Here is a 16693-nt window from a genome sequence, read left to right on the forward strand (position 1 = left end):
CTATATCTGTTGAAAAACATATTTCTTCCATTCCACAAATGGCGTGCACATTATTCATAACCTTTTTTCATTTTCAACTATACCTATTATTCCTGGTGTTTACTCACCTTTTGTTTTTTAAGTTAATACTTTTATTTATCACGTATTTCAAATATAAAATTACTAAACAATTATATAAAATATTTTTGATTTATCATAAGCTAGTTATTGATCCATCAAAGAATAAAACTAGATAAAACTCATTAATTTTAGTATAAATTTAATATAAAACAAGTATAAGGTTTAATATTAAATTAATCTAATTATACAATAGGAAAATAAATTTCAATTTGTGATTTATCGTTGGTAGCACCTAAAAATTTTTCTGTATAGCACTCAAAATCATCACGCACATCAAGCTCCTCATCGCTATTTGGAAACCATGTACCCCAAATGTATCTATAAGTCATGTAAAGAGTACTTACTGTTCCTGTATGAACAAACTTTGCATATTTTCCTCCTGAAAATTCTTTAATTAGCATATTCTCAGGTACACCCCTTGATTTATCAACCTCTATACCAATAAATTCAGTAGTTGAGCTCTCTTCATTAAACATTTGTGTTTGACAACTTTTATTTGCTTCAAAAAAACCATATCTATTATATCCCCAAAATACATTATTCATTTTTATAAGATGATTATTAAAAATATTCCATTGTTCAATACTTTTATTATTAGCAACGCTTGTTTCAAAACGAATTCCCATTATTGTTTTACTTGGCACAATAACTATTTCAGGTATTAAGGTTATTTTATTGCTTCTATGTATTAATTCATTTGCATCTAACTGTATCTTATTACCAATTAGTGTATCAATACGATTATTCCTATACTGTTTAGGTGTTACACCATATCTACTTTTAAAGGCACGAGTAAATGCTTCATGAGATTGAAAATGTAATGAAATAGCAATATCTAATATTTTATTTTCAGTATATAATAACAATTTTGCCGCTTCAGTGAGTCTTCTAAAACGAATATATTCTCCAATAGTTTCTCCCATTACACTATAAAAATATCGATGAAAATGATAATAGGAATAAGAGACTGCATTGGCAACATCAAAAACTGTAATAGACTTATACAGATTATTTTCAATAAATATAATTGTCTTTTCAAGTATATTTTTCGAGTTCAATGTAGTCCCTCCATTCTTAACTTAGTATATTATATCATAAAATGTTTTATCAGCCTTTTGATATGGCAATTTAACTGTATACTCTTCCTCTTCCTTTGAATTAATTGTAAATTTTCTCCATTCATTATTTTGTGGTGAACCAAAGGTTATTTCAATAGTTCCATCAGTTACATCAAAAATCATAGAACGAAGTGTACCAAAAAACTCCTCATAATAGTGGCAGCATAAGCCTTGTGGATATGATTTTGAAAGTAATACTTTTATGTTATCACAAGAAAGTTTTTTCTCTGACTCAAAAGTTTTAACAATGACTTCATTCCGTAATACTGAGTTTTTTATTATTAGCTTTTCATATGCTTTTAGTTCAGGAAATAGTGTATGATTTGTTGAACTTAAATAATTTTTATTACTATTTTCATCTAGTATTTCATAATGCTTATGATCATCTATACATTGAAATAATGCTATTTTATTATTTTTATCAGCAGCCATTAAATTAATATTATAACCAATAGGTGCTTTCATAGCAAAGTCCATTGCTTCTTCAACATTCTTGCAGTTTTCAAGAATACTTCTAATAAGAACCCAAAATTGAAAACCTGTTACCCCTGGCTTTTGTCCACCATCAAAATTTCCGACAGGCAATCCATTGCTTGCTTTGCAAACTGCGAGTCCACAGTCATTTATACCATCACATCTTCCAAAAAGATTTAGTAATGAACCAATATGAGAATATTTTCCTTTAACCTTAGTTCTAGCAAAACACATTTCTTCAATTACGTCATTAAAATCATAATTTCTTGCCATTACAGTATGACCATTTTCCATTTTAGTAGGTAACCCTGCCATCAAACTGCAACCACGTTCTAAATATGTCATAGAATAAAATATTGCTTGTTCAGGACTAACTCCAATAGTATCTGAAAAGCCTTTTATTTCTTCATTAATGCCACTACAATATTTGTCTAAAAGTTCTGTAATTGCTAAAAATTTATCTCGTGGATATATATTTTCTGGCACTAATATCATCTGCAACATATTTGAATTCTCTAATACCCATTTGCCAATTTGTACACCGACTTCATAACTTGTACCTTCAAAATTCTTAAAATATGCTGTTGTTTCTTTCATAATAACACCTTACCTTTCCTTTATAATATAACGAAAGGTACATTTGCATATTTGATATTTATTGCGGATTATATATTTTCTTCATCATCATTCCTTTTATTTTACCTTTAACGCCATCATCTAAAGTTAATCTTAATCAATTGCTTAATTTTTCCTTACCATCTTCTAAAAGTTTATTGAGGTTTAATTCTATACTTTTCTTTCAGAATTTTATAAAAGTTAACCACCAATAATATTTTTATCAAATTACTCATTCCGAACAAAATCTTAATAAATATCCATTTAAATCTTGAACAAGAAATTCTTTTTGTAATATTATTTGACCATTACATTTATATTCGCTTACAGTTATATCTCTAAATAATTTTATATTATTTTTAACAAGATTATCTCTTATCTCATCAACATTAGATACTTTCATCTGAAAGTTTATTCCTCTACCAAATGGATGCTCTAATTTACCAGTATTCCAATAACCGTTTATTTCTTCTATCATTATTTGTACATCTCCTAATGATAAAAAAGCAAATTTATCTTCTACTCTTTCATACTCTAAATTAAATCCTAAAATATCAATGTAAAATCTTTTTGATTCATCAATATTAATTACTGATAACTCTGGTATTAAACTATTAAACTTCATCCCCTTTATCCTCCTTCTATAACATCTATCTAATATTATCACGTGATAAAAAATTTGTACTCCTAAATAACTTCTTTACATAATTTATACTCTAGTTTTTATTGGAATTTTTTATTGAGTACTTTACCCAAGCATTGAATATAAGAAGTATTCCTATAACAAGACAACCGGCACTGATAGCTTTAATAAATCCCGAAAAAAATTGTTCATAAGCTTTTATACCAGGTTTATATATTGCAGAATAAATTATTGTAATAAATGATATCAATAATGCACATAAGGCTCCAACTAATGATTCATTTCTTTTTAATTTTTGAATTTCATTAATTAATAAAATTATATTTTTATTATTTTCCACCTCTTCATTTTCCTGTTCAATATATTCACCCTTTAGTAATTCATTAACTGAAACCTCCAACACTTTACCTATTTCTTCAAACAATGAACTATCAGGCATACACTTACCGCATTCCCACTTTGAAACTGCTTTATCAGTTACATTCAGATATTCTCCAAACTCTGCTTGAGTCATTTTTTTGTTTTTTCTAGCTTCTGCTATAAATCGTCCAATTTTTTGTGTATCCATAATAACACCCTCCTTTAATAATATGATAATTCAAAAGCCACTATATTTAAATCTACCAAGGGTAGAGTACATAGAATATAAGTAGAATATAGTAATTTCACTACTTATTACTGTTTGTAATATCCTATTTTTATATAGTAAATTTAATTACTTAACAGATTTTAAGTTTACATATCACTCTTTACTCACTTATTTGTGATACGGTTCTCCATATCAGTTGCAAGTGATAACACTTTTAGTACATCCGTTAGTAGTATTAGAAAAAATCGCATAATTTCATTTGTTCAATTACGCGATTTTTAACTTCTAATTATTTAATTGTAGTTCATTTTTTGAATATCTAAGTTAATACTTGTAACTTTGGTTCTGTATGTCAAATACTTCATAGTTTTTAATTCACGACTTACTATTTTCAGAATAAAATTTTAAAGCCTCTCCAATAAATTTGGATGCACCACTGCCATATTGCTTATCAATGGCTTTTATCCATGTGGAATTTGATAAATAAAGCTCTGCTGTATAACCCCAATGATTCTCTCCCTCATCCATTTTGTAAAATTCTTGACTTTTTTTATTTGCATCTGATATTTCTTCAACAATTCGTTGAACCTCTTTTGAATAAGGATCTTTACTTAAGTCCGATGCAAGCTTTTTATATAGTTCTTCTAATTTAGGCTGCTTATCTCCCAAATATTTCTTTAAGGCTTCTCCGATAAATTTAGATGAACCATTTCCATATTTCTTATCAACTTCTTTTATCCATATAGGATTACTAAATAATTGTACCATATAGTACCAATGATCATCTCCATTATCCATTTTGAAAATTTCATAATCTTTTTTAGCTGTATTTGTTATTTCTTCAGCAATTTGTTGAATCTCCTTTGAAGAAGGATCTTTACTCAAGTCAGATACAATCTTTTTATATAGTTCTTTTAATTTAGGATGCTTATCTTCCAAGCAATCTTTTTTAAACTTATCATATTGTTCTCCTAAAGTTAATATGTCACTATTAAGATTTTTCTTTAAAGCTTTAGCATATTTCTCAATACTTCCATATTGCTTTATAGCCATTTTAGCAATCTCAGCTTCCCTAGATTTACATTTTTTAATAAATTCATTATATTTATCTACACTACCATAAACTTTAATTACTTTATCCTTGTGTTCTGTTTTAAATTCTTCCAATACATTAAAATACTCACTCATATCAAATTCTTTAAAATTCATCGTGCTTTCTCCTTTTAAGGTTTTATTTATAAGCTCTATTAAACCATTCAATCTTTTTCTTTTTAAAATAAGTAGCTTTTTTTGATTTTCTAGTGCTTGCATTTTATCAAAATATGGACTCAACATTATCTCTTTAACATCTTTTAAAGGTATATCAAGCTCTTTGAAAAATAAAATTTGCTGCAGAGTTTTAAGTGCTTCATCATCATAAAGTCTATATCCTGCCTCTGTAATTTCACTTGGTTTTAATAATCCTATTTCATCATAGTAATGTAGTGTGCGCACACTTATTCCTGTTAGATCAGAAACTTGTTTTACTGTTCTCATTGCTACACCTCAAAGTTTGATTTTACAGCTATCAATATTGTCTAATGCTCAGCCGGCTATGAGTTTTTGTTAATATATTCAAGCTATATTTTTATATTACACTATGACGTGATGTTAGGGTCAACACTTTATAAATTTATCATTAATTTTCTTCTTGAAACAAAATAAGAAGGATAACCTCTTCCCTCTGGATTTGATTCTCCTCCATTACTTAAATACATTATATTGAAAATTATCTTTTATAACTAACAAATGTATATAATATTGCTTGCATTAATAATAAAACAAGTTATTAACTATGAATTTTCCCTAATTGTGAATTAAGGTACTATGCTTACAACAAAGACCACAACTACAACGTGTATCACCAAATTTCAAATCGTAAACTTCTGAAAGCTCTACATTAACTTTAATAACCTTTTCTGAAAAATCTGATCTTTCCTTTGGTACTTCTAAAAGATTATCTGCCTTAGCTTGTGTATTTATAATTGCTCCAATTGGAACATACCTATTTGCAGCTATCCTAATTCCCCCTGTTACTATTGCTCCAATATCGATATAACAGTTGTCCTCTACTATAGCGTTAAATACAATTGAATTAAATCCTACAAATGTGTTATTTCCTACAATAGCTGGCCCATGAATTAATGCTCCATGAGTTATACTTACTTTATTGCCAATATATATTGAATACCCTACACCATTTACATAGTATTTAGCATCTCTTAGCCCATGTAATATTGCTCCATCTTGTATATTAGAATTGTAACCTATATAAAATGGTGTTCCCTCATCTGCTCTTATCACTACATTAGCACCGACAAATACATTCTCTTTTATTGCTACATCACCTATTACACTTGAAAATGGCCCTATAAATGCACTTTCACTTACTTGAGGATATACGCTTATAGGATTAAATGAAGTAACTGGGTTTTCTCCAATAAAATAAGCATACAAATTAGTTGGCCCTATTGGCCTATAATCTTTTTTTATACTATTATCCACTATAATTTTCTCCTTAAATTAATATTACATTATATTAAGCTTAATATTAATTTGTTAATCACTCTATAAATATAAGAACCCACTATAACACTTTATTTTAGTTATGGTGGATTTTACGATAAACCTTGCTGGCTTTTTAACTTACATTTTTTAAAGAGTTTATATAATTAATAGTCATATATATTACACTGCCCTTACTTTATTGGTAAAAAACGTACTTATTTATGGTATTGTTCACTGTATCACATTCTACGCTTATATAAGAATTCTTATGGTTAATTACAAATTATCTGAAATAAATTCATCAATAGTTCTGTCAATACTTAAGCTATCCATATCATTAAGCCACTGTTCTGGAATAGCTATATATTTACATGTACTTTCTTTACTTTTTAAATAATTATATATTATATGAGCCTCATCTATTTCATCCTTACCAACATTAACCGAACTTTTCAAAGCATCACTGAAATGGGATATAATATTACTTTTAAATTTATGCTTTATTTCATTAATACTAAGATTGCTAAGTTTATACCTTTCACTGAAAAGCAATTTATTATATCTTATTAGAAAAAACTTAATTTCTTTATTATTTAGAAACTCTACCAAAGCAATATTTTTATTAGCTTCTGTAAATCTAATAATTTTTGCAGTACTTATCAAATGCTTTACTGCTTTTATATAATCTCTATATTTAGCTGCACCTTCAAAATCAAGGTTTGCAGCAGAAATATTCATTTCCTGCTCCATTTCTTCCAAAATAGTCAAATCAGTGCCATTAAGCAATTTTATCACTTTTTCTACTAAAGCAAAATAATGATCTTTAGAAGGACTGGCTGTGCACATACCAATACACAAGTTCATAGAATACTTTAGACAGCCTGAAGCCTTTCTAGAAGCATTAGTACACAAAATTTTACTATGTTCTTTTATACCGTAAAGAGCTTTTTCTACAGTATTCTTATTAGTATAAGGTCCAGAATAAAGCTCTCCATCAGAACTGTTAAGATCGTTGCAGATTTCAATATCTGGATATTTTTCGTTCATTTTTATTTTGATATAACAATAACCTTTTGGACTTTTCATTTGCCTATTATATATTGGTTTAATTTCTTTAATTAATTTGCATTCAAGCAATAAAGCTTCAAATTCCGTATCTGTTAGAATATAATCAAAGTCCTTAAGATTTTTCACTAATTTTATTACCTTTGGAGAATGAGATTTCGAATTTATAAAATAGGATCCAACTCTACTTCTTAGATTTTTAGATTTTCCTACATAGATAATAGTATCTAAGGAATCTTTCATAAGATATACTCCAGGTGAAGAAGGCAGTTTTTTAATTTTTTCTTTTATGTTCAAAGTTATGCTCCCCCTCAAGGCAAATATTTATTACATTTTATCATAGGATTGCTTTGATTTACAAAATAATTTAACTGTTATTTCTTTTAAAACGCAAAAGCTCTAATCAAATTATTAACTAAATAATTTAATCAGAGCTTAAAAATTGATTTATTGATTAGATATTTCTTGCTACTTCATACGCATCCCATATAGCATACATTATGTTTTGAACTTTGTTTGCATCACCAATCATTCTAATATTAGGACGTAAGAATTTAATTTTATCGTATAGTGAATTTTCTGAGTCATATCCAATTGCAATGATTGCTGAATCGGCTTTAACTATTTCTTGAGATTCTTTACCTTGAATTACAAATCCTTCTTCTGTTGCTTTTATTACTTTAGATCCACATCTTACATTAATCTTCTTGAAAGCTACTAACTCTTTTAACATATCATGGTTTGCATGGCATAAAGGTCCACCAACTTGTAGTATATCATCCATCATTTCAACAATAGTTACATCTTTTCCCATGTCTTTTAGCCATAAAGCAGTTTCACATCCTACTAGTCCTCCACCGATTACTATAGTAGAGTTTCCAACATCTTTTTTCTTAAGTAATACTTCTTCTGAAGTATATACATTTTCTGTTCCTTCAATAGTTAATCTTCTTGGAGTAGATCCTGTAGCTACTATAATTGCATCTGCATCAGTTGCTTTAATTATTTCTTCTGTAACTGTTGTATTGCATTTTACTTTTACCCCAAGCTTCTCTAATTGTAATTTATACCATTCAACAAGTGCTATATCATCTTCCTTAAAATTTGGAGCTCCTGCTGCTACTAGGTTCCCCCCTAATCTGTCACATTTTTCAAAGACTTCTACTTCATGCCCTCTTATTGCAGCTACTCTTGCAGCTTCACATCCTGCAACGCCTCCTCCAATAACCAGTACTTTCTTCTTTTCATCAGCTTTTCTAAGTTCTAATTCTTTTTCTCTACAGCATGCTGGATTAACTGCACATGTTATATTTGCGAAATTCTGTAATCTTCCCATACACCCCTCTTGACAAGATAAACATGGACGAACATTCTTATAGTCATCTGCTAATATTTTATTAGGAATTTCAGCATCTGCAAGTAATGGTCTTGCAAGTCCAATCATATCTGTCTTTCCTGATAATATAGCATCACTTGCTAATTCAGGATCTTCCATTCTTCCTGCTGTAATTATTGGAACATCTACTGCGTTCTTAAGAATTTCATTATATGGTAAGTATAATCCCTTTTTTTGATACATTGGTGGATGACTCCAGTACCATGAATCATATGATCCAACATCTCCATTTAAGGCATCATATCCTGCAGCAACTAATATTTTAGCTGCTTCTATTCCTTCTGGAATATCTCTTCCCATTTCTTCGAATTCTTCACCTGGTAGACCACCCTTACACCAGTCTTTTATGAAACTCTTAATGCTGTATCTTAAAGATACTGGATAATCTTCTCCACATTTTTTCTTTATTTCTTGAACTATTTCACAAGAAAAACGTAATCTATTTTCTAAGCTTCCACCATATTCATCTGTTCTGTTGTTAAAGAATGAAATTGCAAACTGATCAAGTAAATATCCTTCATGAACAGCATGTATTTCTATACCATCAAAACCAGCTTTTTTAGCTATTTCTGCTGATTCTCCAAATTTTCTAACATATTCTTTTACTTCTTCAGTTGTAAGTTCACGACATACTACATCCTTTAAAAATCTGTGTGGAATTGCAGATGGTCCAACTGCTGTTTTACCAACAATTGATGGAATACTTACACGTCCAAATCCAGCTGATAACTGTAAAAATATCTTTGATCCATAAGCATGAACACGTTCAGTCATACTCTTTCCTCTTGTTATAAAATTAAGAGGATTTAAAGTCGGACATGGCATTGATGGTAATGCACATTTTTCAATGTCATTTTCAACCATAGTAACACCTGTCATTATTAAACCTGTACCACCTTTAGCACGTTCAACATAGAACTCTTCCCCTTTTTCATTAAAACTTCCATCAGAATTACATAATCCACCTGGCCCCATTGGTGCTAAAACAAACCTATTTTTTATTTCTAAGTTACCTATTTTAATTGGTTCAAATAAAACTTTGTACTTTTCTTTTATCATAAGACATCCCTCTCCCTCTAAAATAATTTTATGATTGGCAATACCTCCATCTAAAAATCATTATAGAACATAAAGGAACTTTAACTTCAATAGTTATTGTGATAATTTTATCAAATAATTTATTTTATAGGTATCCATATTTCTATATAAGTATGTAATTTAGCTGGTTTCTCAACATCTACAAGAAGAATCTTTCCAACCATATCTCCTATAATTTCAAATCCTCTAGACCTTGCATACTCCTCTGCACTTTTAAAGGCTATTTCAGGACTCTTTGTTAATTCATCATCAATAATTTGAATTGTATGAATGCATGAAGTAGCTTTTAAATTCTTCCTATGCAAGTCCACAGAAATGTTAAACTTATCTATATGCTTCTCTAAAACCATATATCCAAAATTGCATATATTACTATCTCTATGCTTAATTACACCTAGCTGAACTATTGGCATTGCTTTAACGCACTGTTGGACCATCCTTTGAGCTCGTCTATCTCTAGAAATCCATCCACACTCATCATCATACAACATTAATATTTCTGGAGATTTAACAAACTCATATTTATTAAGCAGTTCATTAATAAGGCGTATACTTTTTAAATTTTCTTCTATTGAGTCTGCAAGCTCTTTATAATACTTACTTTTTTCTTCTGCCTTTTTTTTATATTCTTCCATCCTATCCTTAGTAGATAAATAGCTACTGTCTTCACCACTAAACTGCTTAACAATAGCCTTCATAGGCATTTCCATATTTTTATACTTTGTATAAGATAATAGGCGAAATACATCTACTACATTATAATATCTCCACCCATTTTTCTCCTTATTTACCTTAATCAAATTTTCTTTTTCAAAAAAATGAATTGCACTTGTTGTTATTCCCAATATATTTGACAAATCCTTAACACTATATTTCATTTCTATCCTCCAAAACCTAAAGTAGCTTTAGCCTTTATTTAAAATTAATATATATGTTTTTCTGAATTACTTAAATAAACTCTTTATTTTTTGTATTTGTAATTTATATTCTTTAAAAACACCATTATTTTTTCTAAATATTCTCTTTATTTAAGATAACATGTTTCTTAAATTATTTCTAGTTTTTAACATTTTATTTACAACAAAAAATTTTCTCTTAATAGAGGAAATTTCCTTCTAATTAAAAGAAACCATCATTAAATTTTTAATCATTTAACGATAGTCTCTTTATTTAATAATTTATTATTACATATTTTATAAGCATATTTTTTAAATTGTTACTTTTGTACCATCAAACTTTGTGAAGGAAAAACCTTGAAACTCTTCATTATAGGTGCTTCTATAGTCCTGAAGTAATCCTATTGCCACAGCTTCTCCAAGTTTCATTCCCTCTAAGCCGTCTGAACGCCAGTGAACCCCTACAAAATCTCTTCCAAGAGAAATATTAGAAGCAAGCTTATTTAATTCTCCTCCTACTTTTAAATTATCCTCAAGATATGGTTGTAAATTAAGTCCGTCGACACTAGCTACTACTGGATTAGGAATAATATAATCCTCATTGAAAAATGCCTTTAGAATAGTTACACCTGCTCCAATCTGAGCTGCATGACCTGCAGGATATGCAGGATGAGCTGGGCATCCTTCAGGATAGGCCATAGGTAGAAGATAGGTTCCATATTTTTTGAATACTATCTCTAATACCCTTGAATCTAATAATTCCTGATTAATAGGATGCTTTGCGGCACCTATCTTAAGATTTTGTACGCATCCCCCAAACTCTTCTGGTCTTAATCTTCGATGAGCCAAAAACTTTTGGAACCAGGTTGCTTCAAGTGCCATCCTGGCTGCACGAGTCACAAAATCCAAAACATGTGCAGTACCAAAGGTAACAAACCCCTCTTGAGTTTTTGAGAATAAATAGGGATTACTCAAAGATACAGCTTCCTGCCCAAACCCTAGTAGTATCAAACAAGCTGTTAGTGCCGCCTGAATGCTGGTGTCTTTATGGACATATTCGCCAAGGTCTCTGCCATTACTAATATATCGAGATAATGGGTCAAGTTTTAATGCTGAAGAGGGTGCCTGTCCATTCTGTATATTAAGCCATTCATTATATGAGGTCATATAATCGATTTTTTCCATAGGTACAGTGTATTTCTGTGTTATAGTTTTTGCCCCAAAAGGAATATCCTTTAAGAGGAACTGTGAAACATATTGTCCTTCCAAAGCACCAGGAGCATTACTACGGAATAGTGTTTCCGTAGTTACTTTGCATTTGCACTTAGGACCATCAAAAACCGAAAACTTTGATAAATCCTCAGCTGCAGCCTTAGTTATAGGGTTGGTATCATAATCTACAAAAGGGACATCACGAATTAAAGCCATCCAATAATCCTCAGCCATTTCACTTGCTTCTATAGCACTAGAAAAGCTCGGAGCGAGTGCTATAGTAAGATGGTTAGAATCTGGTCCTACCATCTCGTACGCATATGAGGCCTGAGGGTTAACGAATTTTCTACTCCCTCCTAGTGGTATCAACTCAAATTTTTCCGGATTTGCAGTAGTTAATGTCCTTATCCAAATATTGTAAGCCTCTAAATTTACTTCTCCTAACAAATTATGAGGTAAAGCCTTTGTATAATTTCCAATCTTGTTTGCATATAAAATTTCATCGTTATTGCATCTTTGTCCCTGAAGAATCAAGTTCTTCTGAAATAAAGCCGACTCAGTTCGTTTTTCAAAGGCCTCAATGCGCCTCTGTTCTGGTGTCAAAGGTCCAATTTCGCACTGCTCTGTTATTGTGTTATATTTAGGGCATACTGACTTATTAATACAAACTTTATCTTCGCCTTCATTCGTTGCTTTCTTTTTATCTTGCTTTTCTTCCATCTTAATCACCTCTGTTATTTAGTTAAAACTTTACTATATTCAAATTTAAATATATTATCTATATCAATTCTTCAGTATATTATATGTAGCAAGTTATTAGATTTCTATTATTAATCTCATTTGTTTTTATAATTGTTACAGCATCATTGCTAAAAACAAATTCGCCACAAAGACATTACCGCCTAGAAAGATGAAAGAAATCATTGAGAAAATCTAATAGAAAATTACTTGTCCTAGATGTTACAACCATAAAATATATACGTTTGCTAGAAACAATGAGTGAATTAAAAATAAAAAGAAAAGAATAAAATTAATAATCGAAAAATATAAATCTATTACTCCAATAAATGAAAATATTCTGATGAAATACTTAAAGGCAAAGAAGAATTTTGTGAGGAATTTATGAGCATAAAATATGTATAATATAGCAAATCAATAATTATAACTTATTATTTGGAACTTTTAAATCAAATAAAATATCTAATAAGTATATAATAGGAGGTATGAGATATGAAAAAACTATTAGTATATTTTTCCCTACTTACATTCAGTATAATTCTACTTGTAGGATGTTCTGTAAATAATAAAAATTCTATGACTGGTATATACTTAAAGTCAATTAACGGAAGCAATATTATTATTGGTGAGGATAGCGCTCCAACTCTTATGGGTAACGAAACAGGTAAAGAAAATATTTTTGATGATTTGAAAAGTGGAGATAGAATTGAAATCACTTACGATTTAATTAACGAAACTTATCCTGCACAAACTCAAATATATAGTTGTAAACTTATAGGAAGAGGTAGTGTAAATGATATCCCTAAAGATATATTAGATAAACTACAAGAAATGGGATGGAATTTTGATTTATAGAATTAAATAATATATAAACTACACCATTAAAACTAATGTTATATGAATTACACAGTAAAGTTGATAGAAGTATACCAGTCCACTTTACTGTGTAATTATCAACACTAGTTTAAAACACAGCCCATTTTTTCTATATAATTACAATTAATCTATATATAGTTTTTTTGTATCCTCATTAATGTTTTGTAGACTTTGATTTATTATTTCTTACTGGAACAAATTCTGAAGTTGTATCATTAGGATCAATATATTTATAATCTCCATTTTCATCTTTTCTGAGTCCTAAAGATGCCATTTTCTTCTTACTATTTTTATGTTTATTACTCATTTCTTTCTCACCTCTTATAATATTTATATTTGACATTGAATACTATATTATTCTTAGTATTACAGTCAAAAATTATAGATAAAATTTAAATATTAATTTAAATTTATTTTTATCAAAAAAACTAACATATATAATTTATAGTAAAGAGAAAAAGCACCAATCCACTGCAGATTGTGTGCTTTTCTATTAATAAAATGTATTTAATTGCTTTTATTTCACTAAAACAAAATAAATAACTATTTTTTATATTTACCTTTTATGATTTAAAAAATTTCCTCACTTTTCTAACTGTGATTCTACATTTACGTTTAATCATACTTTTAATAACTATAGGCTTAAGTTTTTTTAGTTCTACACCTTCCTCATCATATTTTCTGACAAGTGATATAGCTCCAAACTTACATCTAATTGTACATGCTCCGCAGCCTATGCACATGTATTCGTCTCTAACTGTAGCTCCACAGCCAAGACAACGTTCTGTTTCTTTTTTCATTTGCTCTTCTGTGAAGGTAGGGCGTAAATCCTTGAAGGTTTCTTTTGATTTCTTACCATCTACATGTAGTGCTCTTTGTCTAGGCATACGATCATAGTTTTCAAAAATTAAGTTTTCTTTGTCTAGTGCATGATAAGCTCTCCTATCGCGTCCATTAACTAAGCTTTGACCTGGATGAACATACCGATGAATTGAAATAGCTGCTTCTTTACCCATAGCAATGGCATCTATTGCGAAGCTTGGGCCTGTAATTGCATCTCCACCTGCAAATATATCTTTTTCTCCAGTTTGCAATGTAAATGAATCTGTCTTGATTGTCTTATTTGGGTTTAATTCTACCTGACTTCCCTCTAAAAGATTCCCCCGATCTATTCCTTGTCCAACGGAAATTAATATATGCCTTGCCTTAACAATCTTAACTTCCTTTTCATCAAATTTTGGATTGAATCTTTTATTTTCATCAAAAACAGAAATACACTTCTTAAATTCAATCCCAACTACCTTGCCATTTTCAGTTAAAATTCTCTTCGGTCCCCAAGAATTATTTATTTCAATATCCTCAGCTAAAGCTTCATCTATTTCTTCATCTAAAGCAGGCATTTCTTTTCTACCTTCAAGGCAGAACATAGAAGTTTTAGCTGCACCAACTCTTGCACTAGTTCTTGCAACGTCAATTGCTACATTACCACCACCTATTACAACAACTTCTCCATCTAGCTTAGTGTCATTTCCTAAGTTAACTTCACGTAAGAAATCAACTCCAGTCATAACGCCTTCTACCTCTTCACCTTCTATACCAAGGTTTCTTCCTGCTTGTGCACCTATTGCAACATAGAATGCTTCATAGCCTTGACCTCTTAATTCTTTAAGACTTACATCTTTTCCTACTTCAACACTAGTTTTGAATTCTACTCCTAATTCTCTTAAGATATCTATTTCAGCATTTATTACATCCTTTTCTAATCTATAAGAAGGAATACCTAGTGTTAGCATACCTCCAAGTACTTTTTGCTTTTCAAATACAGTTACCTTGTATCCATCAATAGCTAAGTAATATGCACAAGATAAACCTGAAGGTCCTGCTCCAACAATAGCTATCTTCTTACCATATTCATGTCTTTTCCTTGGCACATAACGATGCTCCATATTTAAATCTTGTTCTGCTATAAATTTTTTAATTTCATCTACAGCAACAGGTTCATCAATATCACCTCTTGTGCAAGCAGATTCACATTTTCGTGGACAAATACGTCCACATACTGCAGGGAATGGATTTTCATGCTTGATAAGTTCAAGTGCTTCTTTGTATTTTCCTTGAGAAGCAAGCTTGATATATCCTTGAACAGCTATATGCGCTGGACAATTGGTTTTACAAGGACTTGTACCAGTTTTAACAACATTTTCCCTGTTAGTTCTATAATCAACATTCCATTTATCTGGTCCCCATTCAGTATTTGATGGGAAGTCTTCTCTTTTTTCTTCACTAATTGGTGCTTTAGTACATAATTTTTGTCCTAACTTTAAAGCATTAACAGGACATACCTCAACACATTCTCCACAAGCAACACATTTGTCTTTATCTATTTGGGATATATAATTTGAACGAACAAAATCATTGTGCAAGAACATTCCTGCATTTCTAGTAGCTAAGCAAGAACAACCACAGCAGTTACAGATTGCATGAGTTTTTCCTGAACCATCTGTATTTGGTATTTGATGCATAAGCCCATTTTCTTCAGCTCTTCTTATGATATCAAAAGCTTCTTCACGGGTAATCTTACGTCCTCTACCTGTACGTATATAATATTCAGCAGCATCTCCAAGCTGGATACACATGTCTTCTTTTAAATGCCCACAACCTTCGCCCATGGCTTCTCTTGCTGTACGACAAGAACAGTCTGAAACTGAGAAAACAGTATTTTCATTTAGATATTTAGAAATTTCCTCATAAGATGCTCTTCTTGTTTCTCCTTCAATAGCCTTTTCTATAGGTATAACACGCATAGGTCCCTTTCCTATTGGAAAAATACCTGCTGCCATAGGTGCTTTCCTTTTCCCGTATTCATCAAATGCCTGACCTATTTGAGTAAAGTTATTAATATTTTCTTTGTGTGGATGATTAACTATAAGTTCCATATGTCCAGGAACCCAGATTTCAAGCCAATATTTATCAACTCCGTCTTTGTTACCTACTAGACAGGCACCTGCAACAGCTAATTCCCATAAAATTTTAGATGTTTCTTCTACAGATTTACCACAAAGTGCTGCTACTTCTTCTACACTTTGCGGTTTACGAAATTCAAGATAAAGTGCTACTTCTGCCATTTTTTCTGTAACAACAGGCTCTAGGGCTTTATACTCTGGATGATTCTCTGTAATCTCTGATTTTGAACCACGTTTTGTCTTAGCAATCTTATTGGCAAGATCCAGTACTTTTTCTTTTGCCATATTCGTTCTTTAGCGAGAGACGGTATTAATCAAACTCTCACTAAATCTATCCCCCTTA

Annotated in this window: 13 protein-coding genes; 1 reads left to right on the forward strand and 12 read right to left on the reverse strand. The window is 30.3% G+C overall.

What is annotated here, in order from left to right:
* Positions 1-302 precede the first annotated feature (302 nt).
* From ACH36K_RS11970 to ACH36K_RS12015, 10 genes are all read right to left on the reverse strand, one after another.
* Positions 303-1178, reverse strand: coding sequence for an effector binding domain-containing protein (locus ACH36K_RS11970; RefSeq protein WP_411167855.1), 876 nt, complete (start codon positions 1176-1178; stop codon positions 303-305).
* A gap of 21 nt (positions 1179-1199) precedes the next feature.
* The gene (locus ACH36K_RS11975; protein ID WP_411167856.1) at positions 1200-2309 is read right to left on the reverse strand and encodes a C45 family autoproteolytic acyltransferase/hydolase; all 1110 of its coding nucleotides are present in this window, start codon (positions 2307-2309) and stop codon (positions 1200-1202) included.
* A gap of 250 nt (positions 2310-2559) precedes the next feature.
* Entirely contained in the window at positions 2560-2952 is a 393-nt protein-coding gene (locus tag ACH36K_RS11980; RefSeq protein ID WP_411167857.1) for a bleomycin resistance protein, read from the reverse strand.
* A gap of 91 nt (positions 2953-3043) precedes the next feature.
* Positions 3044-3538 (reverse strand): helix-turn-helix domain-containing protein, encoded by a 495-nt coding sequence (locus ACH36K_RS11985; protein WP_411167858.1) that lies wholly within the window; start codon positions 3536-3538, stop codon positions 3044-3046.
* 396 nt (positions 3539-3934) lie between these two features.
* Positions 3935-5095, reverse strand: coding sequence for a MerR family transcriptional regulator (locus ACH36K_RS11990; RefSeq protein ID WP_411167859.1), 1161 nt, complete (start codon positions 5093-5095; stop codon positions 3935-3937).
* 309 nt (positions 5096-5404) lie between these two features.
* Positions 5405-6103, reverse strand: coding sequence for a carbonate dehydratase (locus ACH36K_RS11995; RefSeq protein ID WP_411167860.1), 699 nt, complete (start codon positions 6101-6103; stop codon positions 5405-5407).
* 279 nt (positions 6104-6382) lie between these two features.
* Positions 6383-7468 (reverse strand): UvrB/UvrC motif-containing protein, encoded by a 1086-nt coding sequence (locus ACH36K_RS12000; RefSeq protein ID WP_411167861.1) that lies wholly within the window; start codon positions 7466-7468, stop codon positions 6383-6385.
* A gap of 157 nt (positions 7469-7625) precedes the next feature.
* On the reverse strand, positions 7626-9623 hold the full coding sequence (locus ACH36K_RS12005) for an FAD-dependent oxidoreductase (protein ID WP_411170693.1): 1998 nt from the start codon (positions 9621-9623) through the stop codon (positions 7626-7628).
* Positions 9624-9745: 122 nt separating this feature from the next.
* Entirely contained in the window at positions 9746-10543 is a 798-nt protein-coding gene (locus ACH36K_RS12010; protein WP_411167862.1) for a MerR family transcriptional regulator, read from the reverse strand.
* A 330-nt stretch (positions 10544-10873) separates the two neighbouring features.
* The gene (locus ACH36K_RS12015; protein WP_411167863.1) at positions 10874-12493 is read right to left on the reverse strand and encodes a vanadium-dependent haloperoxidase; all 1620 of its coding nucleotides are present in this window, start codon (positions 12491-12493) and stop codon (positions 10874-10876) included.
* A gap of 510 nt (positions 12494-13003) precedes the next feature.
* Between ACH36K_RS12015 and ACH36K_RS12020 the strand changes: the two genes are divergently transcribed.
* On the forward strand, positions 13004-13366 hold the full coding sequence (locus ACH36K_RS12020) for a hypothetical protein (RefSeq protein WP_322545498.1): 363 nt from the start codon (positions 13004-13006) through the stop codon (positions 13364-13366).
* A 175-nt stretch (positions 13367-13541) separates the two neighbouring features.
* On the opposite strand, the gene ACH36K_RS12025 is transcribed toward ACH36K_RS12020, so the two are convergent.
* Both ACH36K_RS12025 and ACH36K_RS12030 read right to left on the reverse strand, forming a co-directional pair.
* Entirely contained in the window at positions 13542-13694 is a 153-nt protein-coding gene (locus ACH36K_RS12025) for a hypothetical protein (RefSeq protein ID WP_411167864.1), read from the reverse strand.
* A 256-nt stretch (positions 13695-13950) separates the two neighbouring features.
* Positions 13951-16635 carry an FAD-dependent oxidoreductase gene (locus tag ACH36K_RS12030; protein ID WP_411167865.1) on the reverse strand — a complete coding sequence of 895 codons (2685 nt, stop codon included), beginning with the start codon at positions 16633-16635 and terminating at the stop codon, positions 13951-13953.
* Positions 16636-16693 lie beyond the last annotated feature (58 nt).

Origin of the sequence: Clostridium sp. MB05, assembly GCF_046581255.1 — a bacterium.
GTDB lineage: Bacteria > Bacillota > Clostridia > Clostridiales > Clostridiaceae > Clostridium.